The 23364-nt window shown below is 66.9% G+C and carries 22 protein-coding genes; 16 read left to right on the top strand and 6 right to left on the bottom strand.

Translation table 11 applies throughout. The annotated features are described in order from the left end of the window. The first annotated feature begins 125 nt into the window (after positions 1-125). The 6 genes from DY468_RS03045 to DY468_RS03020 all read left to right on the top strand — a co-directional run bounded on the left by DY468_RS03045 (position 126) and on the right by DY468_RS03020 (position 7800). Positions 126-1130 (top strand): AAA family ATPase, encoded by a 1005-nt coding sequence (locus DY468_RS03045; protein WP_164602268.1) that lies wholly within the window; start codon positions 126-128, stop codon positions 1128-1130. Beyond that, positions 1130-2062 carry a DUF58 domain-containing protein gene (locus tag DY468_RS03040; protein ID WP_164602266.1) on the top strand — a complete coding sequence of 311 codons (933 nt, stop codon included), beginning with the start codon at positions 1130-1132 and terminating at the stop codon, positions 2060-2062. Before DY468_RS03045 ends, DY468_RS03040 begins: the two co-directional genes overlap by 1 nt. Beyond that, complete coding sequence (locus tag DY468_RS03035; RefSeq protein WP_164602264.1) at positions 2059-4884, top strand: DUF4159 domain-containing protein; 2826 nt, start codon at positions 2059-2061, stop codon at positions 4882-4884. Before DY468_RS03040 ends, DY468_RS03035 begins: the two co-directional genes overlap by 4 nt. Positions 4885-4950: 66 nt before the next feature. Further along, on the top strand, positions 4951-5343 hold the full coding sequence (locus tag DY468_RS03030) for a DUF7662 domain-containing protein (RefSeq protein WP_164602262.1): 393 nt from the start codon (positions 4951-4953) through the stop codon (positions 5341-5343). Further along, positions 5336-5734: a type II toxin-antitoxin system VapC family toxin gene (locus DY468_RS03025; RefSeq protein WP_349644237.1), complete on the top strand. Its 399-nt coding sequence runs from the start codon at positions 5336-5338 to the stop codon at positions 5732-5734. The genes DY468_RS03030 and DY468_RS03025 overlap by 8 nt, the downstream gene beginning before the upstream one ends. 2 nt (positions 5735-5736) lie before the next feature. After that, positions 5737-7800, top strand: a complete 2064-nt coding sequence (locus tag DY468_RS03020; protein ID WP_164602257.1) for a hypothetical protein — start codon at positions 5737-5739, stop codon at positions 7798-7800. Between the two features lie 30 nt (positions 7801-7830). Here DY468_RS03020 and DY468_RS03015 read toward each other — a convergent pair whose 3' ends face one another. From DY468_RS03015 to aptA, 3 genes are all read right to left on the bottom strand, one after another. After that, on the bottom strand, positions 7831-8685 hold the full coding sequence (locus tag DY468_RS03015; protein ID WP_164602256.1) for a TIGR01459 family HAD-type hydrolase: 855 nt from the start codon (positions 8683-8685) through the stop codon (positions 7831-7833). A 12-nt stretch (positions 8686-8697) separates the two neighbouring features. Then, the gene (locus tag DY468_RS03010) at positions 8698-10230 is read right to left on the bottom strand and encodes an EAL domain-containing protein (RefSeq protein ID WP_164602254.1); all 1533 of its coding nucleotides are present in this window, start codon (positions 10228-10230) and stop codon (positions 8698-8700) included. Positions 10231-10327: 97 nt separating this feature from the next. After that, complete coding sequence (gene aptA / locus DY468_RS03005) at positions 10328-11674, bottom strand: omega-aminotransferase AptA (protein WP_164602252.1); 1347 nt, start codon at positions 11672-11674, stop codon at positions 10328-10330. A gap of 213 nt (positions 11675-11887) precedes the next feature. On the opposite strand from aptA, the gene hisS reads away from it, so the two are divergent. The 3 genes from hisS (at position 11888) to DY468_RS02990 (ending at position 14460) form a co-directional block, all read left to right on the top strand. Next, the gene (gene hisS / locus DY468_RS03000) at positions 11888-13471 is read left to right on the top strand and encodes a histidine--tRNA ligase (RefSeq protein WP_164602410.1); all 1584 of its coding nucleotides are present in this window, start codon (positions 11888-11890) and stop codon (positions 13469-13471) included. Between the two features lie 220 nt (positions 13472-13691). Further along, positions 13692-13895, top strand: a complete 204-nt coding sequence (locus DY468_RS02995) for a tautomerase family protein (RefSeq protein WP_164602250.1) — start codon at positions 13692-13694, stop codon at positions 13893-13895. Positions 13896-14064: 169 nt separating this feature from the next. After that, a complete protein-coding gene (locus DY468_RS02990) occupies positions 14065-14460 on the top strand; it encodes a thioesterase family protein (protein ID WP_164602248.1) in 396 nt (131 codons plus the stop codon). Between the two features lie 84 nt (positions 14461-14544). Here the strand turns inward: DY468_RS02990 and DY468_RS02985 are convergent, their stop codons facing one another. Next, the gene (locus tag DY468_RS02985; protein WP_011156739.1) at positions 14545-14940 is read right to left on the bottom strand and encodes a response regulator; all 396 of its coding nucleotides are present in this window, start codon (positions 14938-14940) and stop codon (positions 14545-14547) included. A gap of 428 nt (positions 14941-15368) precedes the next feature. On the opposite strand from DY468_RS02985, the gene DY468_RS02980 reads away from it, so the two are divergent. Beyond that, positions 15369-16226, top strand: a complete 858-nt coding sequence (locus DY468_RS02980) for a 23S rRNA (adenine(2030)-N(6))-methyltransferase RlmJ (protein WP_164602246.1) — start codon at positions 15369-15371, stop codon at positions 16224-16226. A gap of 272 nt (positions 16227-16498) precedes the next feature. Beyond that, positions 16499-16711: a cold-shock protein gene (locus DY468_RS02975; protein ID WP_016844477.1), complete on the top strand. Its 213-nt coding sequence runs from the start codon at positions 16499-16501 to the stop codon at positions 16709-16711. 438 nt (positions 16712-17149) lie between these two features. Here the strand turns inward: DY468_RS02975 and DY468_RS02970 are convergent, their stop codons facing one another. Beyond that, positions 17150-17773 carry an outer membrane protein gene (locus DY468_RS02970; RefSeq protein ID WP_164602244.1) on the bottom strand — a complete coding sequence of 208 codons (624 nt, stop codon included), beginning with the start codon at positions 17771-17773 and terminating at the stop codon, positions 17150-17152. Positions 17774-18087: 314 nt separating this feature from the next. Here DY468_RS02970 and uvrC point away from each other — a divergent pair, with 314 nt between their 5' ends. The 5 genes from uvrC (at position 18088) to prmB (ending at position 22724) form a co-directional block, all read left to right on the top strand. Beyond that, complete coding sequence (gene uvrC / locus DY468_RS02965) at positions 18088-20193, top strand: excinuclease ABC subunit UvrC (protein ID WP_164602242.1); 2106 nt, start codon at positions 18088-18090, stop codon at positions 20191-20193. A 138-nt stretch (positions 20194-20331) separates the two neighbouring features. Next, the gene (gene pgsA / locus DY468_RS02960) at positions 20332-20958 is read left to right on the top strand and encodes a CDP-diacylglycerol--glycerol-3-phosphate 3-phosphatidyltransferase (protein WP_164602240.1); all 627 of its coding nucleotides are present in this window, start codon (positions 20332-20334) and stop codon (positions 20956-20958) included. Further along, positions 20955-21206 carry a molybdopterin converting factor subunit 1 gene (gene moaD / locus DY468_RS02955; RefSeq protein WP_164602238.1) on the top strand — a complete coding sequence of 84 codons (252 nt, stop codon included), beginning with the start codon at positions 20955-20957 and terminating at the stop codon, positions 21204-21206. Before pgsA ends, moaD begins: the two co-directional genes overlap by 4 nt. A 25-nt stretch (positions 21207-21231) precedes the next feature. Continuing rightward, entirely contained in the window at positions 21232-21702 is a 471-nt protein-coding gene (locus DY468_RS02950) for a molybdenum cofactor biosynthesis protein MoaE (protein WP_164602235.1), read from the top strand. Further along, entirely contained in the window at positions 21702-22724 is a 1023-nt protein-coding gene (prmB, locus tag DY468_RS02945) for a 50S ribosomal protein L3 N(5)-glutamine methyltransferase (protein ID WP_164602233.1), read from the top strand. Before DY468_RS02950 ends, prmB begins: the two co-directional genes overlap by 1 nt. A gap of 71 nt (positions 22725-22795) precedes the next feature. On the opposite strand, the gene rsmD is transcribed toward prmB, so the two are convergent. Further along, positions 22796-23359, bottom strand: a complete 564-nt coding sequence (gene rsmD / locus DY468_RS02940; protein ID WP_164602408.1) for a 16S rRNA (guanine(966)-N(2))-methyltransferase RsmD — start codon at positions 23357-23359, stop codon at positions 22796-22798. Positions 23360-23364: the final 5 nt, after the last annotated feature.

Here is a 23364-nt window from a genome sequence, read left to right as displayed (position 1 = left end):
ATAATGTGGGGAAAGATTTGGCGAATGAAACCAGGGCCTTCGCTGTATCGCGACGAACAGCCTAACATGGCTGAGGCGAAAACAACCGGCCCGGCGGCGACGGGTGTGGACAGGAGAGACGGGATATGGCCGGCGCAGACAGTGTCGAGAAGCTGGAAGATGTCATCGTCCGCTCGGCCGAGCAGGTCGCGGGCGAAGTGCGCGCCGCCAAGGAGGCGATCTCGACCGTGATCTTCGGTCAGGATCGCGTCGTCGAAAATACACTGGTGACAATTCTGTCCGGCGGCCATGCGCTGCTGATCGGCGTGCCCGGACTCGCCAAGACCAAGCTGGTGGAAACACTGGGCGTCACGCTCGGTCTCGACGCCAAGCGGATCCAGTTCACGCCCGACCTGATGCCGTCGGATATTCTCGGCGCCGAAGTGCTCGACGAGACCACCGCCGGCAAGCGCTCGTTCCGTTTCATCGCTGGCCCGGTGTTCGCGCAACTCTTGATGGCCGACGAAATCAACCGCGCCAGCCCGCGCACCCAATCGGCGCTGCTGCAGGCGATGCAGGAGCAGCACATCACCGTCGCCGGCGCCCGCCACGATCTGCCGAAGCCGTTTCATGTGCTCGCCACGCAGAACCCGCTGGAGCAGGAAGGCACCTATCCGCTGCCGGAAGCCCAGCTCGACCGCTTCCTGATGGAGATCGACGTCGACTATCCGGATCGCGATGCCGAGCGCCGCATCTTGTTCGATACCACCGGCGCCGAGCAGAGCGCACCGAAAGCGGCGATGAGCGGCGAAACGCTGCTGTCGGCGCAGCGGCTGGTGCGCCGGCTGCCGGTCGGCGATTCCGTGGTGGAAGCAATCCTGTCGCTGGTGCGCTCGGCGCGTCCGAGCCCCGAGGCCGGCGAACTCGGCAAGCTGATCGCCTGGGGCCCCGGCCCGCGCGCCAGCCAGTCGCTGATGATGGCGGTGCGCGCCCGCGCGCTGCTCGACGGCCGCCTCGCCCCCTCGATCGACGACGTGCTCGACCTCGCCGAGCCGGTGCTGAAGCATCGTATGGCGCTGACGTTCTCGGCGCGCGCCGAAGGCCGCACGATTTCGGACGTGATCCAGAAGCTCAAGAGCCGGATCGGCTGATGGCGCAGCCGGCCGAGCATCGCACCCAGGAGACGCTGGCGGTCCGCCGCGCGGACGGCGAGAGCCGCACGCTGGCGGCGTCGCTGCCGCGGCTGATGCTCGAGGCCCGCCGGATCGCCAACAACGTCACCCATGGCCTGCACGGCCGCCGCCGCGCCGGCGCGGGCGAGAATTTCTGGCAGTACCGCCGCTTCGTGTCCGGCGAGCCGGCGCAAAACGTCGATTGGCGCCGCTCGGCGCGCGACGATCATCTCTACGTCCGCGAGCTGGAATGGGAAGCCGCGCATACAGTGTGGCTGTGGCCGGACCGGTCGCTGTCGATGGCGTTCGCCTCCAAGGGCGCGCGCGACAGCAAGCTGGAGCGCGGCCTGATCGTGGCGTTCGCGCTGGCCGAATTGCTGGTTGCCGGCGGCGAGCGTGTCGGCATTCCCGGACTGATGAACCCGACCTCCAGCAACAACGTCGTCGACAAGATGGCACAGGCGATCCTGCACGACACGCGCACGCGCGACAGCCTGCCGCCGTCCTTCGTGCCGTCGTCGCTGGCCGAAATCGTGGTGCTGTCGGATTTCTGGTCGCCGGTCGGTGAGATCCGGCAGATGCTCGCCGGTCTGTCGGCGTCCGGTGCGCACGGCACATTGGTGCAGATCGTCGACCCCGCCGAGGAGAGCTTCCCGTTCTCCGGGCGGGTCGAGTTCGTCGAGCCGGAAGGCGGCGGCGCGATCACCGCCGGCCGCGCCGAGAAATGGGCGACCGACTACGTCGCGCTGGTCGCGGCGCATCGCGATGCGATCCGCGCCGAGACGGCGAAGCTCGACTGGCTGTTCTCGACCCACACCACCTCGCGCTCGGCCGCCGAGCTGCTGCTGTTCCTGCACGCCGGCATGACCACCGCCAAGGATGCCGGCGGCAAAGCGGGACGCGGCGCATGATCGGCGCCCTGCCCCTTTCGTTCGCCCAACCGCTACTGCTGATCGGCCTGCTGGCGCTGCCGGCGCTGTGGTGGCTGCTGCGGGTGATGCCGCCGCGGCCGCGCCGGGTCGATTTTCCGCCGACCCGGCTGTTGTTCGAGATCGCCCCCAAGGAAGAAACCCCGTCGCGCACGCCGTGGTGGCTGACCGCGCTGCGGATGCTGGCCGCGGCGCTGGTGATCATCGCGCTTGCCGGCCCGATCTGGAATCCGCAGACCGCCGCCGGCGGCAGCCGGGCGCCGCTATTGATCCTGCTCGACGACGGCTGGAGCGCAGCGGCGAGCTGGGACGCGCGGATCAAGGCCGCCGACGAGCTGATCGCCGAGGCCGACAGCGCCCGCCGCCCGGTCGCGCTGGCGCCGCTGTCGGAGACGACGCGCGATCCGGCGCTGATGCCGGCCGGCACCGCGCGGGTGTCGCTGCGCCAGCTTGCGCCGAAACCCTATGCGGTCGAGCGGGTCGAGGCGCTGCCCGGGATCGAGCGGTTCCTGAAGGCCACCGGCGATGCCGAACTGGTGTGGCTGACCGACGGCGTCGATACCGGCCGCGGCAGCGACTTCGTCGCCGGCCTCAACAAGCTGGTGCAGAACCGCAGCGTCACCATCGTCGAGGGCGGCGCCCCGCCCGCGCATGCGCTGGCCGCCGCCGACAACGCCGCGGCGAAGATGACCGTCAAGGTGCTGCGCGCCGGTAGCGGCGGCGTCGATGCCGGCGTGGTCCGCGCGCTCGACGCCAAGAGCGCGCCGATCGGCGAAGCCCGCTTCAGCCTCGCCCCGGGCGCCACCGAAACCGAGGCCTCGTTCGACCTGCCGGTCGAGCTGCGCAACGACATCGCCCGGCTGGAGATCGCAGGCGAACGCTCTGCCGGCGCCGTTCAGCTCCTCGACAAGCGCTGGCGCCGCCGCGCAGTCGGCATCGTCTCCGGCGCCAGCAGCGACACCGCGCAGCCGCTATTGGCGGCGACGTTCTATCTGACGCGTGCGCTGTCGCCGTTCGCCGATCTGCGCCAGGGCGACCGCGGCGCGCCGCAGCAGGTGATCGCGCAGTTCCTCGACCAGAAGCTGCCGATGATCGTGCTCGCCGATGTCGGCGCGCTGTCGCCGGAGATCCGCCAGCGGCTCGACGCCTGGATCGAACAAGGCGGCGTGCTGGTGCGGTTCGCCGGCCCCCGCCTCGCCCGCCAGGACGACGACGATCTGGTGCCTGTGAAGCTGCGCAAGGGCGGCCGCAGCCTCGGCGGCAGCCTGACCTGGGAGAAGCCGCAGAGCCTGGCGGCGTTCTCCGCAGATGGCCCGTTCGCGGGGCTCGCCGTGCCGACCGACGTCACCGTCAACCGCCAGGTGCTGGCCGAGCCGGACGCAACGCTGCCCGGCAAGAGCTGGGCCTCGCTTGCCGACGGCACGCCGCTGGTCACCGGCGAACATCGCGGCAAGGGGCTCGTGACGCTGTTCCACGTCAGCGCCGACATGCGCTGGTCGAACCTGCCGATGTCCGGCACCTTCGTCGAGATGCTGCGCCGGCTGGTCGATCTGTCCGGCTACACCTCCACGCCCGGTGCCGGCGTCGCCGCCGATCCGAACGCCGCCGAAACGGTGTCGCCGCTGCGCACGCTCGACGGCTTCGGCGCGCTTGGTCCGCCGCCGGCCTCCGCCAAGCCGATCCCGGCCGATTATCGTGAGCGCGGCACCGCCGAACATCCGCCCGGCTTTTATGGGCCGGCCGACGGCCCGATCGCCGTGAATGCGCTCGCTCCCGCCGACCGCATCGCGCCGCTCGACACCTCTGCGATCGACGCCCGGCGCGCCGCCTACAGCAACGCCGAGCCGCGGGACCTGCGGGGCATGCTGCTGGCCTCCTCGCTCGGCCTGTTCGGGCTCGACGCGCTGATCGTTGCCGTGCTCGGCGGCGGGCTGGCGGCGCTGTTGACGCGCCGGCGCCGCGCCGCCACCGCCGCGTTGGCGCTGATCGTCGCGCTGCCGCTGGCGTCGCTGCCGGCGCCGCTGCATGCGGAGTCCGCCAAGGACGAGTTCGCCATCAAGGCGACAGCGCAGACCCACCTCGCTTACGTGATCACCGGCAATGCCGACGTCGATGCCATCGTCAAAGCCGGGATGACCGGCCTGACGCTGTTCCTGGCGCAGCGCACCGCGCTCGAAGCCGGCGAGCCGATCGGCGTCGATCCGGCACGCGACGAGCTGTCGTTCTTCCCGCTGATCTACTGGCCGGTGGTCGCCGGCGGCCCGAAGCCTCCGCAGGCCGCGCTCGACAAGATCGACGCCTACATGAAGCAGGGCGGCACCGTGATCTTCGATACCCGCGATGCGATCGAAGCGACGCCCGAACCGAACGGCGCGTCGCAGACGCCGGGCATGGTGACGCTGCGCGGGATCCTGTCGTCGCTCGACGTGCCGGAGCTGGAGCCGGTGCCGCGTGAGCACGTGCTGACCAAGACGTTCTATCTCTTGCGCGATTTCCCCGGCCGTTTCACCGCAGGTCAGACCTGGGTCGAAGCGCTGCCGCGCGAGAACGACGACGACGACACCGCCCGGCCGGCGCGCGGCGGCGACGGCGTGTCGCCGATCATCATCACCTCCAACGATCTCGCCGGCGCCTGGGCGATGCGCCCCGACGGCCAGCCAATGCTGCCGCTGACACCGGGCGAACCGCGCCAGCGCGAATTCGCCTTCCGCGCTGGCGTCAACATCGTGATGTACACCCTGACCGGCAACTACAAGGCCGACCAGGTCCACGCGCCGGCGCTGATCGAACGGTTGGGGCAGTAGGTTACTATTGACAATAGTAAGTTACTATAATAGCTTCCTATCGTTTCTTAGCGATGGGTTTTCGTCATGAGCAAGTATGAGCCGTTACCTCGGTTCCTGGGCTCCGTTGGCCGTGCCGCCCACCGGATGTCCTTCAGCGAAATCGAGCGCATTCTCGGATTCAAACTTCCCAACAGTGCTTACCAGCACGAAGCTTGGTGGAGTAACAATGCGACCGGGCATTCTCATGCGCGCGCTTGGCTTCAATCCGGGTGGCGAACCGAGGCGATTGACTTGGCCGCACGCAAGGTCACGTTCCAACGCCGCGGCGATATCACTGAGGAAAGCGCGCGTCCCTCTTCTGGAGGTGATCCCTGGGGCTGCATGGCCGGCACGATCACCATCATGCCGGATTTCGACGTGACGATGCCGACAGGCGATGATTGGAACGCCGAGCAAGGGAGATTGCTTAGTGAGTGATCTGCTGCTCGACACATGCGCGGTGCTCTGGCTCGCGCAGGGCGCGGAAATGACTCCCGCATCGCGATCGGCCATCGCCAGCCGGCCGTTGAGCGTGTCGCCGATCAGCGCCTGGGAGATCGCCAATCTTGTGCGCAAAGGGCGCATCGCGGCCACGCTTCCAGTGGCCAATTGGTTTCACCAGGCCATCGGCAAAATGGCCGCAAGGATGCCGCCTTTGAGCGTTGAGATACTCACCGGGTCATGCAGTTTGCCTGGCTCTCCGCCGGAGGATCCGGCAGACCGCATCATCATCGCGACGGCCCGTGAAGCCGACCTGACCGTGGTGACGCGCGATCGCAAGATCCTCGACTATTCGCGCGCTGGGCACGTGCGCACATTGGCGTGTTGATCATGCACTACGGCATCGCCTTTGCGCCTCTGGTCCCCACCCTCGTGCTGTGGGTCGCGATCGCTGCGATCGTGCTGATCGCGGTGGTGCTGCTGGTCGGGCGGTCGCGCGGCGCGGCGATCCGGATCGCGGCGCTGGCGCTGATCGTGCTGGCGCTGGCCAATCCGTCGTTCACCCGCGAGGAGCGAGAGCCGCTGTCGTCGGTCGCCGCCGTGGTGGTCGACAAGAGCCCGAGCCAGAATTTCGGCAAGCGTACCGAGGAAGCCGAACAGGCCAAGGAAGCGCTGGTCGATCGGCTGAAGCAGATCAAGGGCCTCGAGGTCCGCGTCGTCGAGGCCGGCCAAGCGGACGGCGAGACCGACGGCACCAAGCTGTTCGGCGCGGTGACGTCGGCGCTGTCCGACGTGCCGACCGACCGCGTCGCCGGCGCGTTCCTGATCACCGATGGCCGGGTCCACGACATCCCGGCGAACGCCCAGGCGCTCGGCTTCCAGGCGCCTGTGCAGGCGCTGATCACCGGCCGCAAGGACGAGCGCGACCGCCGCATCGCGATCCTGGCGGCGCCGCGGTTCGGCATCGTCGGACAGACCCAGACCATCACCTACCGGCTCGACGATCAGGGCATCACCGGCGACCGCGCCCGCGTCGTGGTGCGGCGCGACGGCGAGGTGCTGAACCAGCGCACCGTGCTGAGCGGCCAGACCGTCAGCGTCGATGTCGACATCAAGCACGCCGGCCAGAACATCGTCGAAATCGAAGCCTCGCCGGTCGAGAACGAGCTGACGCTGGTCAACAACCGCGCCGTGGTGTCGATCGACGGCGTCCGCGACAAGCTGCGGGTGCTGCTGGTGTCGGGTGAGCCGCATTCCGGCGAGCGCACTTGGCGCAACCTGCTCAAGTCCGACGCCAGCGTCGATCTCGTCCACTTCACCATCCTGCGGCCGCCGGAGAAACAAGACGGCACGCCGATCAACGAATTGTCGCTGATCGCGTTTCCGACCCGCGAGCTGTTCCAGCAGAAGATCAACGAGTTTCAGCTGATCATCTTCGACCGCTACGCCCGCCAGGGCGTGCTGCCGATGGCGTATTTCGACAACATCTCGCGCTATGTCAGGAACGGCGGTGCGGTGCTGGTGTCGGCCGGGCCGGACTACGCCTCGACCACCTCGATCTGGCGCACCCCGCTCGACACGCTGCTGCCGGCCGAGCCGGTCGGCGTCACCGAGAAACCGTACTACGCGCGGCTGTCGGATGCCGGCAAACGCCACCCTGTGACACGCGGTCTGGAAGGCTCGAACTCCGAGCCGCCGCATTGGAGCCGGTTCTTCCGCACGGTCGACACCCGCAACACCACCACGCCGCCGCTGATGACCGGCGCCGACAACATGCCGCTGCTGCTGCTGTCGCATTACGGCGAGGGCCGCGTCGCGCTGCTGCTGTCCGATCACATCTGGCTGTGGGCGCGCGGCTACGAGGGCGGCGGACCGCATCTCGATCTGCTCAGGCGGATGTCGCACTGGCTGATGAAGCAGCCGGACCTCGACGAGGAGGCGCTGCGGCTCAAGGCCGACGGCAAGACCCTCGAAGTGTTGCGGCAGACCATGGGCGACAACGTGCCGCCCGTCACCGTCACCTCGCCGTCCGGCAAGACCCAGGAACTGACGCTGAAAGCCGGCGATCCCGGGATTTGGCGGGCGAGCCTGCCGGCCGACGAACTCGGGCTGTGGTCCGCGACCGACGGCACGCTGAAGGCGCTGATCAATGTCGGCCCGGTCAATCCGAAGGAATTCGCGGAAGTCACCTCGACCACCGACGCGCTGAAGCCGCTGGCACAGGCGACCGGCGGCGACGCGCGGCGGATCGCCGAGAACGGCAGCGTCGAGCTGCCGCGGATCGTACCGGTGACGTCGTCGACGATCTTCCGCGGCGACGGCTGGCTCGGGGTGCGGATGCGCGACGCCAGCGTGGTCACCGGCGTCGGCGTGCTGCCGGTGTTCACCGGGCTGATCGGCCTGTTGCTGCTGCTCGGCGCGTTCGCCGCGACTTGGCTGCGCGAAGGCCGCTGATCCTCGTTCGCAACGAAGAGCGAGCGGCGCTTACCAGCGCAGCTCGCGGGTCAACGCCAGCGGCGGGTGGCCGAACAATTCGTTCACCGCGGCGGTGTCGAGCCGGTCGATCCCCTCGAACGCATCGGCATGGATGCCGCGGGTGACGAACAGCAGGTCGATGCCGTAGCCCTGTGCGCCGGCCAGATCGGTCCGCACCGAGTCGCCGATCGCCAGCACCCGCTCGGCCGGCGTATCCTTGCCGCGAATGTCGCGGGCCAGCGCCATCGCCCGGTCGTAGATCGGCCGGTGCGGCTTGCCGTAGAAGATCACCTCGCCACCGAGTTCGCGATACAGCTCGGCAATCGCGCCGGCGCAGTAGATCAGCCGGTCGCCGCGCTCGACCACGATGTCCGGATTGGCGCAGACCAGCGTCAGCTTGCGCGCCAGCGCCTGCCCCATCATGTCGCGATAGTCTTCGGCCGACTCGGTCTCGTCGTCGAACGGGCCGGTGCAGATGATGTAGTCGGCTTGTTCGAGCGGCGTCAGCTTGGCGTCGAGGCCGCGATAGATCGAGTTGTCGCGGTCCGGGCCGAGCCAATAGACCGACTGGCCCGGATGTTCGGCCACATAGATCCGGGTGAGATCGCCCGACGACACGATCGCGTCGTAGCAATCGTCCGGCACGTTCAGCTTGCGCAGCTGACGCTGCACCGAATCCGCAGGCCGCGGCGCATTGGTGATCAGCACCACGGTGCGGCCTTCGTCGCGCGCGGTCTTCAGCGCCGCGCAGGCGTCGGGAAACGACTCCAGGCCGTTGTGCACCACGCCCCAGATGTCGCTGAGCACGACGTCGACCGAGCCGACGAGCTCGTGCAGATGCTCGACAAAACGCAGTGTGGTCATCGGATGAAACGATCAGAACGGGCCGGCGGCACGGCGAACCAAAGCGGCATTGCCGGTGACGCGTGGCGGCTCGATGCGGGCGAGCGAGGCCTGCGGAAGCTTGCCTGGATCAAGATTGAAGTCCTGCTGGGCCGGGGCGGCGGAGGCCGGCGCGGCCACGGTGGTGGCGGTCTCGGGCCGCAGCGGACGGGGCGCTGCGAACAAGAATCCCTGCCCAAACCGCACATCGTAGTCAAGCAGGTCGACCACCACGCGCTCGCCCTCGATGCGTTCGGCAATCAGATCGATCCCGAAGCGACCCAGCAGATCGGACAGATCGACCGGGTGGATGTCGGCGGACGCCGCATCCTGCGCGGCCAGCAGCAGCGGAGCCGGAACCTTGATGAATCGAACGCCGCGATCGGCGAGCTCGCGCGGCTCGAACCGCAGATCGGTGACGTGATCGATCGAGAACCGGAAGCCGCGCTGCGCCAGCGCTGCCAGATGCTCGGCCTCGATCGGGCCGAGCTTGCGCAAGGTGCTCTGCTTGAATTCGAGCACCAGCGACGGCGCCAGCGCACGGTTGGCTTCGAGGAAGTCGAGGCATTGCGCGAAGGCTGCCGTGTCGGCGAGTGTGGCGCCGGCGATATTGACGAACAGGCCGACCTCCTTGTTGCGCACCAGCAGGCGGCGGACCACCTGCACGGCGCGAAGCAGGATCGCGAGATCGATCCGTCCCATCAGGCCGGCGGCATCGGCGATCGGCAGATAATCGTCGGCCGCGATCGACTTGTCGGCTTCGTCGCGCAGCCGGGTGACCACCTCATAGGCGCGCACCTTGCGCTGCGGCAAGGTGACCATCGGCTGCAAATGAAGATCGTAGCGCTCCGCCTCGACCGCACTCTTGACCGCCTTCAGCAGCCGCGCCGCGTCGGAATGCGGCGCCGGGTCGGGAGCCGGTGCGACTTCGGCCGGGACCACGACGGTTGGTGCGGTCACGTCGGTTGCGGTGACGTCCGTTGCAGTTCGGGTTGCCACAGGCGCCGGAACGGCGGCAGCCAGAGCGGGCACGACCTGCGTGGCGGGAACCGCAGGCGCCGCGACCGGCTCGCCGAGTTCCAGCGGCGGCGGCGCCTCGGCGTGGATCACGTTCCGCGCGGCGACGGTCAGGAGTTCTTCGTGGGAGGCGACCGAGGCGGCGAGCTGCTGCACCAGGGCGCCGAGTTCGTCGATTTCGTTTGAGACGTGCTGCACGCGGTCATGCTGGGTGGACTGCGCCGAGACCAGCTTGGCCTCGACCACCGCGAGCCGGCGCCCGAAATCACCGACCTGACGGGCCAGATCGGCGGTGCCGCGCGACAGGTCGGCGATCTGGTGGCCAGCCTCGGCGCGGTCGCGCATCCGCATCGCAACCGCCTGATACAGCACGAAAAGGGTCAGCGCCGTCAGGCCGACCAGTCCGGCCTGCGCGGCGCTGAATCCAGCGGCCGCATACACCACCATGCCGAGCGAGGTGGCGATCAGCACCATGCAGACGGCGATGAAAATGGTCGAGATGCGGATCATTTAAGCCGGTGGTTGCCTGCCGATCCGCCATCTTTGTCGATTCGGCGGACGAGTCCACTGGATTCGTCCGCCATCCCAAGGGGATATCGGGCGGCTATCAGGCGACCGCGCGGATCACCTTACCGACCTTGTCGACGATCTCACCGATATGGTCTTCGCTGAGGATCAGCGGCGGGGTCAGCGCCAGGGTGTCGCCGGCGATCCGCAGCATCAGCTCGTGATCGTGGAAGGCGGCATTCATCGACTCGAAGCCGCGCTTGCCGGGCGCATCGGCGATCGGGGCCAGATCGATGCCGGCGGTCAGGCCGACGGTGCGGATGTCGACCACGTTCGGCGCGTCCTTCAGCGACATCACCGCCTCGGCGAATTTCGGCTCCAGCGCCTTGGCTCGCTCGAACAGCTTTTCGTCGCGATAGATGTCGAGGGTCGCGATGCCCGCGGCGCAGGCCAAAGGATGCGCCGAATAGGTGTAGCCATGGGCCAGTTCGACCGCGTGCTCAGGGCCGGTCATGAAGGCATCGTGGATCTCGGCGGAGGTGATCACGCCGCCCATCGGCACCGCGCCGTTGGTGACGCCCTTGGCGAAGGTGATCATGTCCGGGGTCACGCCGTAACGTTCGGACGCGAAGGCGTGGCCGAGACGGCCGTAGCCGGTGATGACCTCGTCGAAGATCAACAGGATGCCGTGCTTCTTGGTGATCTCGCGCAGGCGCTTCAAATAGCCCTTCGGCGCCGGCAGCACGCCGGTGGAGCCGGCCATCGGCTCGACGATCACCGCCGCGATGGTGTTGGCGCCGTGCAGATTGACGAGGCCCTCGAGCGCGTCGGCGAAGTGCGCGCCGTAGTCCGGCTCGCCCTTGGTGAAGGCCTGCTTGTCGCGATCATACGTCGCAGGCAGATGATCGACGCCGTTCAGCAGCGGGCCGAACATCTTGCGGTTGTTGCCGATGCCGCCGACCGCGGTGCCGCCGAAGCCGACACCGTGATAGCCGCGCTCGCGGCCGATCAGGCGGGTCCGCGAGCCCTGGCCCTTGATCTGCTGATAGGCGACCGCGATCTTCAGCGCGGTGTCGCCGGCTTCCGAGCCCGAATTGCAGAAGAACACGTGATCGAGGCCCTGCGGCGCCAGATCGGCGATCCGGCTGGCGAGTTCGAACGCCTTCGGCTGGCCGAACTGGAACGGCGGCGAATAATCGAGCTCGTCGGCCTGCGCCTTGATCGCCTCGGCGATCTCCTTGCGGCCGTGGCCGGCATTGGTGCACCACATGCCCGAGGCGGCGTCGATGATCTTGCGGCCGTCGGTGGTGATGTAGTGCATGCCCTCGGCTGCCACGACCATCTTGGGCGCGCGCTTGAAGGCCCGGTTCGCAGTGAACGGCATCCAGAACGCGTTCAAATCGTTCGGCGCGTTGACGGCGGACGTGGGCTTGATCTTGTCTAACATGGGGCTCCTCATGCACTGCGCGGCCGGGGGTGAAGGCGCGGCACGGTATCAGCTTCGCGCCCTGACGGGAACGCTGCCAGCCAGCAAATTTCCGTGGGGCTTCCATCTGTTAATGGACGCCACCGGCGCTGGATTTGCGCTGGATCATGCAACCCCGCCTTGCTGCGACGGACAGCGGCTGATACCAACCCGGCCCTGACTTGGAAGGCGACGATGGCTGAAAAACCGAAAAAACCCTCGAAACTGCGCGCCCGACTGCCGCGCGGCCTCGCCGATCGCGGCCCCGCCGAGATCGCGGCGACGCGCGCCATGGTGGAGAAGATCCGCGAGGTGTACGAACGCTACGGCTTCGAGCCGGTCGAGACCCCGGCGTTCGAATACACCGATGCGCTCGGCAAATTCCTGCCCGATCAGGATCGCCCCAACGAGGGCGTGTTCTCGCTGCAGGACGACGACGAGCAGTGGATCAGCCTGCGCTACGACCTGACCGCGCCGCTCGCCCGCTACGTCGCCGAGAATTTCGACGCGCTGCCGAAGCCGTATCGCAGCTACCGGTTCGGCTGGGTGTTCCGCAACGAAAAGCCCGGCCCCGGCCGCTTCCGCCAGTTCATGCAGTTCGACGCCGACACCGTCGGCGCCCCGACCGCCGCCGCCGACGCCGAGATGTGCATGATGGCGGCGGATACGATGGAAGCGCTCGGCATCCCGCGCGGCAGCTACGTGGTGAAGGTGAATAACCGCAAGGTGCTGGACGGGGTGCTGGAGAGCATCGGGCTCGGTGGCGACGAGAATATCGGGCGTCGACTTACGGTCCTGAGGGCGATCGATAAGCTTGATAAGTTCCCTGCTGACGAGATCAGAAAACTTCTTGGCCCGGGACGATGGGATGGAGGGGAAGAGGGAAAGGGCGATTTTACGAAAGGCGCTGAGCTAGATTTCGCGCAAATCGAATCTTTGATGCAGTTTGTGAACTGGAAGGCGCTTGCCTACGTGCATGAATCCAGAGCCGATGGTTCAATCGAGACTAAGATCGAACGAGATACAATCTCACCCAACGAAAATGTCGTCGATGCCTTACGAGCCGTTTTTGGTGCTGAGGCGACGACCGGTGCTGGTCTGGATGAACTTTCGGAAATTGCGAGATTGGTGCAAGCTTCTGGATACGAGAGCAGAGTCCGCATCGATCCTTCCGTCGTCCGTGGCCTCGAGTACTACACGGGCCCGGTTTACGAGGTCGAACTGCTGCTCGACACCAAGGACGAGAAGGGCCGCCCGGTGCGGTTCGGCTCGGTCGGCGGCGGCGGGCGCTATGACGGCCTGGTGTCGCGCTTCCGCGGCGAGCCGGTGCCGGCGACCGGATTCTCGATTGGCGTGTCGCGGCTACAGGCGGCGCTGACGCTGATCGGCCAGCTCGACAACAAGCCGCAGCCCGGCCCTGTCGTGGTCACCGTGTTCGGCGGCGACATCGCCGGCTATCAGAAGATGGTCGCGAGCCTGCGCCAAGCCGGCATCCGCGCCGAGTTGTACTTGGGCAATCCCAAGCACTCGCTCGGCCAGCAGATGAAATACGCCGACAAGCGCAACTCGCCCTGCGCCATCATCCAGGGCTCGGACGAAAAGCAGCAGGGCATCGTGCAGATCAAGGACCTGATCCTGGGCGCCGAACTGGCGTCGCTGGAGAAGGACCGCGACGAGTACTTGAAGAAGCAGGCCGAGGCGCAGTTCTCCTGCAAGGAAGAAGAACTGGTCGCCAAGGTGCAGGAACTGCTGCAGCGCCGCGGGGTGATTTGGAACTAAGCCTCCGCCCCTCATGGTGAGGAGGCGCGCAGCGCCGTCTCGAACCATGAGGCCGCGGCGACGCCAAGGGTCGCTCGCAGCGCATCCTTCGAGACGCCCGGCTTCGCCGGGCTCCTCAGGATGAGGCCCGGAATGAGGCCGCTACGAGATTCCGGGTTCGCGCTTCGCGCGCCCCGGAATGACGAGAAGAAAAACATTGTAGCAAGGGAAGAAACCACCGATGCCCGAGATCACCGTCAACATGGCCATGGGCCGCACCGACGAGCAGAAGGCCGGGATGATGCGCGACATCACCCAGGCGCTGGTGACGCATCTCGGCGTCGCCGCCGAGGACGTGGTGATTCAGATCAACGAAGCCCCGCTCACCAACAAAATGAAGGGCGGCAAGACCTTCGTGGAGCGCAAGGCCGCCCAGGGGAAGTAGGTCATCCTGCCCCATCCGTCGTCATTCCGGGGCGCTCACGACGTGAGCGAGCCCGGAATCTCGCGCTGTCGAATGGTCGGCCGATCACTTCGGGATTCCCGGTTCGCCGCTCGCGCGGCGCCCCGGAATGACGAGGGTGCTTCGGGGCAATTAGCAAGGAAGACTGCGAATGGACGCACGCGACTTCATCACCGTCGGCATGAGCGCCGAACGGCTGACCATAGTGACGCAGGACATCACCGTGCAGCACTTCGTGCCGCACATGCCCGCGGTGTTCGCCACTCCGATGATGATCCTGGTGATGGAGATGACCTCGGGCGACGCGATCGCGCCGAAGCTTCCCCAAGGCTGGGTGACGGTCGGCAGCGAAGTCGACATTCGCCACTTGGCGCCGGCCTTCGTCGGCCAGACGGTGCGGACCACCGCGGTGGTGAGCGCGGTGGAGCGCCGGGTGATCCGGTTCGAGGTCGCCTCGTTCCTCGGCGACCGCAAGGTCGGTGACGGCCGCCACGCCCGCGGCCTGGTCGACGTGGCGCTGTTCACCAAGCGCTTCGCCGAAGGCTGAGCCTCACCCTGCTGCAAAAAACAAACGCGCCCCTCGATGAGGAGCGCGTCGGAAAGCCGTGCGGAAGACGAAGGGTCGGCCGGCTTACGCCGCGACGTGATCCGGGAATACCGCCTCGATCTTGGTCTTCAGGGTCGCCGCGTTGAACGGCTTGACGATGTAGTTGTTGACGCCCGCTTTCTTGGCCGCGATCACGTTCTCGGTCTTCGATTCCGCCGTGATCATGATGAACGGGGTCTGCGACAGATTGGGGTCGGCGCGGACTTCCTTGAGCAGGTCGTAGCCGGTCATCGGCTCCATGTTCCAGTCGGAGATCACCAGGCCGTACTTCTTGGTGCGCATCTTGGCGAGCGCTGCCGAGCCGTCGCTGGCGTCATCGATATTCTCAAAACCAAGCTGCTTGAGAAGATTACGAATGATCCGGATCATGGTGCTGTAGTCGTCCACCACCAGAACCGACATCGACAAATCAACCGCCATCTTCAACTCCCCAAGGCGCCGCAGGGTGGCTCGACCACCGCCCGACCGGCCGGCTAACGCAGGTTCTTTCGAAAGTCCTGGCGTGCAACCGCCGGTCTTTCACAAGCCAAGAACTAGCATCGGGGGTTAAACAGCGCGTTAATCGACGCGCGGCAGCCGCACAGGTCTAATTCGCTTGTCTTTTCAATATATTTGCTCGGCACATCGAGGCGGAACCGGCGCTCCCCCGGTATTGCTACCAGGGCGCGAAACAGACATTCCCGAACGGCAGCGGAACCCTCCGCACCGGCAAATCGACGCGGGTCGCGGCACCTGCGCGCGCGTTTCGGGCGCGTGAGCACCGGTGCGCGCCGAGAATTCGCGTCAAAATGCAACGACAGCTCCGGTTCTGATTCAATCAGGAGCCGAAATGCTCTACGGCTCAGCGCATGAATTATCGTCACGCCTTCCACGCCGGCAACTTCGCCGACGTCATCAAGCATGTCGTGCTGGTCCGGATCCTGACCTATCTGCAGGACAAGCCGGCCGCATTCCGGGTGATCGACAGCCATGCCGGCGCCGGCCTGTACGATCTGACCAGCGACGAGGCCCGCCGCGGCGGCGAGTGGGCCACCGGCATCGCCCGGGTGCTGCAGGCGCGGTTCTCCGATCCGGCCTACGCGCTGATCGCTCCCTATCTCGACATCGTCCGGGCGTTCAATCCGCAGCGCGAGCTCACCGCCTATCCAGGCTCGCCGCTGATCGCGCGCGCCCTGCTCCGTCCCCAGGACAGCCTGGTGGCCTGCGAGCTCGAGCCGGTGGCGCGCAAGCAACTGATCAGCGCGCTGCGCCACGATCCGCAAGGCCGGGTGGTCGACCTCGACGGATGGACCGCGCTCACCGCCTTCGTGCCGCCGAAGGAACGCCGCGGACTGGTGCTGATCGACCCGCCGTTCGAACGCAAAGACGAGTTCGAGCAGATGGCCGCCAAGTTCGCCGCAACCTACGCCAAGTGGCCGACCGGCGTGTATCTGATGTGGTATCCGGTGAAGAACCGCCGGGCGACCGAAACCCTCGCGGCGGCCGTCGCCTCGACTACCGCTGCAGCGGGCGCCGACAAGTGCTTGCGCCTGGAGTTCAGCGTCGCGCCGCAGCAGCCGAACGGCGCGCTGACGTCGACAGGGTTGCTGATCGTCAACCCGCCATGGACTCTCGCCGATGAGCTGAGAACCGTTCTTCCCGAGCTGGAGCGACCACTCGGGCTCGGTGGGGTCGGACGTTACCGCCTCGAATTCCAAAAGCCCTGATTACTCATCTGCTGCCTGCATCAGCTTGCGAAAAGTCACAACTCGACCGTAGGCAATCAGTGTATTTCCGTATTATGCTAGTTCCATTGGACTGGCTTTACGTTCCGCTTCCGCAAATGGGGGCGGCGGAGTGACAAGGCCTCAAGCGTAGTTGCTTGGACCGGCAATCAGTCGCAGGTCCCGCTCTCGGCCAAGCTATCCGGCAAGCGAAATGCCAGGTCGCACCGTCGCGCTGGCGCGCCACGGAAAGCATGCTGGGAGGAGTTTCCGGAATGGCAATGACGGGAACGGTGAAGTTCTTCAACGGGGAACGCGGCTACGGCTTCATCAAACCTGATGACGGCGGTCGCGACGTGTTCGTTCACATTACCGCGGTCGAACGTGCCGGCTTGAAGGACCTGACCGAAGGGCAGCGTATTACGTTCGAGGTGGAACCCGACAAGAAGGGCAAAGGCCCGAAGGCGGTCAATCTGGTCGTATCGTAGCGCCGCCGACACGCGCTGGCAGCGGCCGCGCGGCGCGGTCGCCGCAGCTTGGCGATGCACGAACGATGCGCGCGACTGGCGATGCGAAAGGTCGGGCAGCGTTGCCCGAGACGTAGAGGTTTGCGCCCGAACATCACACCATCGCGAGCCGGCCAAGCCGCCGGCCGGGCAACGTGGCTTGGAGCAACGTGCTTTGGGCAGCGAGCCTTTGGGCGGCGTGCCTTGGGGTAACGTGCCTTGGTGTAAGGTGCTTCGAGCAACCTGCTTCGGGCAACTCGTCCGCGTGGCAGGTAACAAGCTCGTCCGGCCGGTGGCCAGGTTTCGACAAGGCACCTGTCCGGCCACCAATCAGCGCGTCTCACACAAAGAAAATCCCGGCCGCGCACGGCCGGGAGTTGTGATCGACGAGTTTCTTGATCGCGAAGGTTTCGTCGCGGCTTAGAAGTGGTAGTTGATGCCGGCGCGGACCACGCCGAAATTGTAGCCGTTCGGCATGTTGGTGATGAAGAAGTTGCTGGTCGACAGGCTGCCGTACAGATACTCGACCTTGGCGCTCAAGCGCGGCGCGAAGGCGAATTCGGCACCGGCACCGACCGTCCAGCCGGCGCTGCTGTGGCTCTCGCTGGAGAGCAGATTCTGGCCCTTGAGCTGTCCGAACGCCAGACCGCCGGTAGCATAGAGCAGCACGTCGTTCATCGCGTAGCCGAGGCGACCGCGGGCGGTTCCGAACCAGGGGTTCGAGAACTTGTAGGGCGCGAAGGTGTCGTCGGCGGTCGAGAACTGGATGTCGCCCTCGAGACCGAACACGATGTTGCCGGACTGCCAGTTGTAGCCGCCCTGCACGCCGCCGGAGAAGCCGGACGGCTTGGTGATGTTGTTGGTGACGTTGCCCCAGGAGTAGCCGAGGTTGCCACCGAGATAGGGGCCGGCCCAACTGAACGCATTCAGCGGCTGGTTGACCGTGTAGGGGGCGTTCGACCGATAGTACCCCATGTCGGCCGCCTGAGCCGTCGAAACGCTTGCGGCAATCACGGCCGCCGCTGCCAGTGTAACTTTACGCATCTTACTCTCCTCGACGACACGGCCCGCGCCAGCGGCGGCGCGATCAGCGTCCGGTCATCGGCCGCCCGAGGGCCGATAGGAAAATGTCCCGAATGGTTACGGCTTTGCTCACTTTTCCCGTCGAATTTATCGAGAGTTTTAAGTTAAGCGGTTCTTAACCCGCCCCCGGTTCCAAGGTGCATCGTTAACAAAATCTTACTCCCCGGCCATCGCGGCAACAGCATGGCGGGGCAGGGAAATTTCCCGCAGCCCCGGTTTCGCGCCGGCGCCTCGCGCTGGCACCGGCGGGGCCGAGCGCATAGGTTGGGGCCGCCATGATTCACGATCCCGCCGCGCAGCAGACGGCCGCGGCCGAACCATCCGCCGACGCCCCCTCCTCCGCCACGGCCGCGCCCGCCGCGGAGGCGCGCCCGGCCGCCGGAACGCAGGACATCGACGCCGCGACCGCTTCGCTTGCGGTCGAGGAGGACGACGAGGCGCGCCTGCCCGAGGCCGAGGACGAGCCGGATGCGGAGACGGCCGCGCCCATCGCCGCCGGGCCGATGGCGGTCGGCCGCTCGGCGATCGCCCGCGCGGTGCGGCTGGCCCCGACCTCGCCCGGCGTCTACCGGATGCTGAACGCCGACCGCGACGTGCTCTATGTCGGCAAGGCCAAGAACGTGAAGAAGCGGCTGGCGTCCTACGCCCGCCCGACCGGCCAGGTGCTGCGGATCGCCCGCATGATCGCCCTCACCGTCGAGGTCGAGGTGATCTCCACCACCACCGAGACCGAAGCGCTGCTGCTCGAAGCCAACCTGATCAAGCAGCTCCGGCCGCGCTTCAACGTCCAGCTCCGCGACGACAAGTCGTTCCCCTATATCCTGATCACCGGCGACCATTGGGCGCCGCAGATCCTCAAGCACCGCGGCGCGCAGAGCCGCCCCGGCCGGTACTTCGGTCCGTTCGCTTCGGCGGGCGCGGTGAACCGCACCATCACGGCGCTGCAGCGCGCGTTCCTGGTGCGCTCCTGTACCGACTCGTTCTTCGAGAGCCGCACCCGGCCCTGCCTGCTGTACCAGATCCGGCGCTGCGCCGGCCCGTGCACCGGCGAGGTCGACTTTCCGGGCTATTCCGAGCTGGTCCGCGAGGCGACCGACTTCCTGTCCGGCCGCAGCCGGGCCGTGAAGCAGTTGCTCGCCGCCGAAATGGAGAAGGCGTCGGACGAGCTCGAATTCGAGACCGCGGCGCTGTACCGCGACCGGCTGGCGGCGCTGTCGGCGATCCAATCACAGCAGGGCATCAATCCGCGCACCGTCGAGGAAGCCGACGTGTTCGCGATCCATCAGGACGGCGGCTATTCCTGCGTCGAGGTGTTCTTCTTCCGCACCGGCCAGAACTGGGGCAATCGCGCCTATTTCCCGCGCGCGGAGAAGACCTTCACGCCCGAGGAGGTGCTCGGCGCATTCGTGGCGCAGTTCTACGACGACAAGCCGCCGCCGAAGCTGATCCTGTTGTCGCACGAGATCGAAGAGGCCGAACTGCTCGGCGACGCGCTCAGCGTCAAGGCCGGCCGCAAGGTCGAATTGTCGGCGCCCAAGCGCGGCGAGAAGAAGGAACTGGTCGCCCACGCCCAGACCAACGCCCGCGAAGCGCTCGGCCGCAAGCTCGCCGACACCGCCACCCAGGCCCGGCTGCTGGAGAACCTCGCCACCACGCTCGGCCTGCCGAAGGTGCCGCAGCGGATCGAGGTGTACGACAACAGCCACATCCAGGGCACCAACGCGGTCGGCGCGATGATCGTCGCCGGCCCGGACGGCTTCATCAAGAACCAGTACCGCAAATTCAACATCCGCTCCGAAGGGCTGACGCCGGGCGACGACTACGCAATGATGCGCGAAGTGCTGCAGCGGCGGTTCAAGCGGCTGGTGACGCCGCCGGCGGAGGGCGATGCGCCCGCCAAGCCGAAGGACGACGACGTGCCGCAATGGCCGGACCTCGTCATCATCGACGGCGGCCGCGGCCAGCTCAACGCCGCGCGCGAGGCGCTGGCCGGTATCGGCTTGACCGATCAGGTCACGCTGCTCGGCGTCGCCAAGGGCCCGGACCGCGACGCCGGGCGCGAGACCCTGTTCCTGCCGGAACGCGACGCCATCAAGCTCGAGCCGCGCGACCCGGTGCTGTATTTCATCCAGCGGCTGCGTGACGAGGCGCATCGCTTCGTGATCGGCTCGCACCGCACGCTGCGCAAGAAGGACATCCGCGAAGCCGGCCTGCAGGAGATCCCCGGCATCGGCCCGACGCGCAAGCGCGCCCTGCTCTTGCACTTCGGGACGCTGAAGGAGATCGAGCGGGCGTCGATCGCCGACCTCGGCAAGGTTCCGGGAATCAGCGCCGAAAGCGCGCGGCGAATCTTCGAGTTCTTCCATGCTCGGCCCGGATGATGCGCAGCGCCCCCCGACCAAAGTCGGCGGCACCTGGAGCCGCCGCGCCCCATGCGGATTTCACCTTTTCCTGATACGGAACGGAGACGCCGGCACCGGAGGTTGACCTTCTGCTGCGGGCAGTATTGGTAAGCTGCGATGAACAACGTTTCGACCAGAGCGCCGGCGCGGGGAACGAAGACGTCGCTGACGCTTCCGAACATCCTCACCTACGCGCGTATCGCCGCAATTCCGGTGGTGGTCGGCTGCATCTTCGCGCAGTCGATCCTCGGCGGCCCGCTGGCGCTGCGCTGGGTCGCGCTCGCCGTGTTCATCGCGGCGGCGATCACCGATTTTCTCGACGGCCATTTTGCCCGGATCTGGGACCAGCACTCGGCATTCGGCCGGATGCTCGATCCGATCGCCGACAAGCTGCTGGTAGCATCCTGCCTGCTGATGCTGGCCGCAGACAGCATCATCCATGGCTGGACGCTGTGGGCCGCGATCGTGATCCTGTGCCGCGAAATCCTGGTGTCGGGCCTGCGCGAATATCTCGCCGCGCTGCGCGTCAGCGTGCCGGTGACGCGGCTGGCGAAATGGAAGACCACCGCGCAGCTCGTCGCGATCGGCTTTTTGCTCGCCGGCGAGGCCGGCAACCAGATCCTGCCCTTCACCACAGAAATCGGCGTCTCGCTGCTGTGGCTGTCGGCGCTGCTGACGATGTACACCGGCTACGATTACTTCCGCGCCGGCATCCACCATCTGATCGAAGAGGATCAGGCATGAAGGTGAAGTATTTCGCCTGGGTGCGCGAGCGGATCGGGGTCGACGAAGAGATCGTCGAACCGCCGCCGGCCGTAGCCACCGTCGCCGACCTGATCGGCTGGCTGGCGGCGCGCGGCGATGGCTATGCGCTGGCGTTCGAAAAGCCCGGCGTGATCCGCGCCGCGATCGACCGTGCCCACGTTCGCGCCGAGACGCCGATCGCCGGCGCCCGCGAAGTTGCGTTCTTCCCGCCGATGACCGGCGGCTAATGCCATTCGCGCACGGCATGATCCGATGACCGTTCCGGTGACCATCCGCATTCAGGACGCCGATTTCGACATCGCCGCAGAAATCACGGCGATGACGAAGGGCCGCACCGACATCGGCGCGGTGGTGTCGTTCACCGGCCTGTGCCGCGGCATCGAAGGCGACGACACCGTCGCGGCGCTGACGCTCGAGCACTATCCCGGCATGGCCGAGGAGGAGATCCAGCGCCACGCCGACGAGGCGATCAGGCGCTGGCCCGCGGTCACCGCGCTGACGATCGTCCACCGCGTCGGCCGGCTGGTGCCGGGCGACAACATCGTGCTGGTGCTGACCGCCTCGGCGCATCGCCAGGCCGCGTTCGCCGCAGCGGAATTCCTGATGGACTATCTCAAAACCAACGCGCCGTTCTGGAAGCGCGAGGAGCGCTCTGGCGAGTCGCGCTGGGTCGAGGCGCACAGCCGCGACGACGCAGCGCTGGCGCGATGGAGCAAGGATTAATGGCGAAGAACACAAAAGCGAAAGCCGCCAAGGCAGCTAGGCCGAAAGCTGCGAAGACGGCTGTCGCGAAGACCAAGCCCGCCAAACGCAGCGTTGCGGCCAAGGCTGCGGCCGCCAAGCCGCCGAAGGTGGCGCCGGGCGAACTGGTCACGCTGCTCGATTTCGTTCGCTACGCCGTCAGCCGCTTCGCCGAATCCGGCGTGGTGTTCGCGCACGGCACCACCGATCCGATCGCCGAAGCCGTGTTCCTGATCGGCGAGACGCTGCATCTGCATCCCGATCAGTTCGAGATGTTCGCCTCCGCCCGCGTCACCGCGCGTGAAGCCGCCGCGATCCTCGGCCTGATCGAGCGCCGCATCGCCACGCGGTTACCCGCGGCGTATCTGGTGAACAAGATCTACATGCGCGGCGTGCCGTTCTATGTCGACGAGCGAGTGATCGTGCCACGCTCCTTCATCGGCGAACTGCTGGACTCGCATTTCGACGGCGGCGACACCTCGCTGATCGACGCGCCGGAGGCGGTCGAGCGCGTGCTCGACCTCTGCACCGGCTCTGGCTGCCTTGCGATCCTGGCGGCCTACGCCTTCCCGAATGCGACCATCGATGCCGTCGATCTGTCGAAGGATGCACTCTCGGTCGCGGCCCGCAACGTCGCCGAGCACCGGCTCGACGATCGCGTCAGCCTGTATCAGGGCGACCTGTTCGGTCCGCTCGGCGAGGAGCGTTACGACCTGATCATCACCAACCCGCCTTATGTCGATGCCGACGGAATGGCCAGCCTGCCGGCCGAGTGCCGCGCCGAGCCGGCGATGGCGTTCGACGGCGGCGACGATGGTCTTTCCATCATCCGCCGCATCCTCGCCGAGGCGAAGGATCACCTCAACCCGGAGGGCGGCCTGCTGTGCGAAGTCGGCCGCTGCCGCCCGCAGATCGAAGACGAGTTTCCGCAGCTTCCGCTGCTGTGGCTCGACAGCGAAGATTCCGAAGCCGAAGTATTCTGGATCGCCGCGGCGGATTTGTAACTTCCGACGCGCACCGTCATTCCGGGGCGCGAACGCAGTGAGCGAACCCGGAATGACGTCGAAAAAACGGACTACTCGCCCGCCCCGAACCGCAGGAACGTGAACTCGGTGTCGTCATAGGCGCGGCGGTCGAGTTCGGTGTAGCCGGCAGGCGCGGCGAAGCCGGCGTCCTTGGCTTCCTCGACGATCACCAGCGCGCCCGGCAGCAGCCAGCCGCCATCGCGTAGCGAGGCGAGCGAAGCCTCCGCGAGCTGCTTACGGTACGGCGGATCGAGGAATGCGACGCCGAACGGTTCGACCGGATGCGCCGGGCCCAGATTGGCGGCGTCGCGGCGATACACTTTGCTGACGCCGCCGAGCCCGAGCGCCTCGACATTGGCGCGCAGCAATGCGCGCGCCTCGGCGCCGTTGTCGACGAACAGCACGAACTTGGCGCCGCGCGACGACGCCTCGATGCCGAGCGCGCCGGTGCCGGCGAACAGGTCGAGCACCCGCGCATCGAGCAGCGGATTCTCGTAGGCGTGCATCAGGATGTTGAACACCGACTCGCGCAACCGGTCCGCCGTCGGCCGAATCTCCCGCGACGACGGCGCCACCAGATTACGCCCCCGCAGCCGCCCCCCGATCACGCGCATGGGAG

The sequence above is a fragment of the Rhodopseudomonas sp. BR0M22 genome, assembly GCF_010907035.1.
GTDB lineage: Bacteria > Pseudomonadota > Alphaproteobacteria > Rhizobiales > Xanthobacteraceae > Rhodopseudomonas.
This window is presented reverse-complemented; position numbering and strand designations above follow the sequence as displayed.

Bases quoted from the DNA above. Each gene is read 5' to 3' on its own strand.
- DY468_RS03045 (WP_164602268.1), top strand. From the start codon at position 126: ATGGCCGGCGCAGACAGTGTCGAGAAGCTGGAAGATGTCATCGTCCGC.
- DY468_RS03040 (WP_164602266.1), top strand. From the start codon at position 1,130: ATGGCGCAGCCGGCCGAGCATCGCACCCAGGAGACGCTGGCGGTCCGC.
- DY468_RS03035 (WP_164602264.1), top strand. From the start codon at position 2,059: ATGATCGGCGCCCTGCCCCTTTCGTTCGCCCAACCGCTACTGCTGATC.
- DY468_RS03030 (WP_164602262.1), top strand. From the start codon at position 4,951: ATGAGCAAGTATGAGCCGTTACCTCGGTTCCTGGGCTCCGTTGGCCGT.
- DY468_RS03020 (WP_164602257.1), top strand. From the start codon at position 5,737: ATGCACTACGGCATCGCCTTTGCGCCTCTGGTCCCCACCCTCGTGCTG.
- DY468_RS03015 (WP_164602256.1), bottom strand. From the start codon at position 8,685: ATGACCACACTGCGTTTTGTCGAGCATCTGCACGAGCTCGTCGGCTCG.
- DY468_RS03010 (WP_164602254.1), bottom strand. From the start codon at position 10,230: ATGATCCGCATCTCGACCATTTTCATCGCCGTCTGCATGGTGCTGATC.
- aptA (WP_164602252.1), bottom strand. From the start codon at position 11,674: ATGTTAGACAAGATCAAGCCCACGTCCGCCGTCAACGCGCCGAACGAT.
- hisS (WP_164602410.1), top strand. From the start codon at position 11,888: ATGGCTGAAAAACCGAAAAAACCCTCGAAACTGCGCGCCCGACTGCCG.
- DY468_RS02995 (WP_164602250.1), top strand. From the start codon at position 13,692: ATGCCCGAGATCACCGTCAACATGGCCATGGGCCGCACCGACGAGCAG.
- DY468_RS02990 (WP_164602248.1), top strand. From the start codon at position 14,065: ATGGACGCACGCGACTTCATCACCGTCGGCATGAGCGCCGAACGGCTG.
- DY468_RS02985 (WP_011156739.1), bottom strand. From the start codon at position 14,940: ATGGCGGTTGATTTGTCGATGTCGGTTCTGGTGGTGGACGACTACAGC.
- DY468_RS02980 (WP_164602246.1), top strand. From the start codon at position 15,369: ATGAATTATCGTCACGCCTTCCACGCCGGCAACTTCGCCGACGTCATC.
- DY468_RS02975 (WP_016844477.1), top strand. From the start codon at position 16,499: ATGGCAATGACGGGAACGGTGAAGTTCTTCAACGGGGAACGCGGCTAC.
- DY468_RS02970 (WP_164602244.1), bottom strand. From the start codon at position 17,773: ATGCGTAAAGTTACACTGGCAGCGGCGGCCGTGATTGCCGCAAGCGTT.
- uvrC (WP_164602242.1), top strand. From the start codon at position 18,088: ATGATTCACGATCCCGCCGCGCAGCAGACGGCCGCGGCCGAACCATCC.
- pgsA (WP_164602240.1), top strand. From the start codon at position 20,332: ATGAACAACGTTTCGACCAGAGCGCCGGCGCGGGGAACGAAGACGTCG.
- moaD (WP_164602238.1), top strand. From the start codon at position 20,955: ATGAAGGTGAAGTATTTCGCCTGGGTGCGCGAGCGGATCGGGGTCGAC.
- DY468_RS02950 (WP_164602235.1), top strand. From the start codon at position 21,232: ATGACCGTTCCGGTGACCATCCGCATTCAGGACGCCGATTTCGACATC.
- prmB (WP_164602233.1), top strand. From the start codon at position 21,702: ATGGCGAAGAACACAAAAGCGAAAGCCGCCAAGGCAGCTAGGCCGAAA.
- rsmD (WP_164602408.1), bottom strand. From the start codon at position 23,359: ATGCGCGTGATCGGGGGGCGGCTGCGGGGGCGTAATCTGGTGGCGCCG.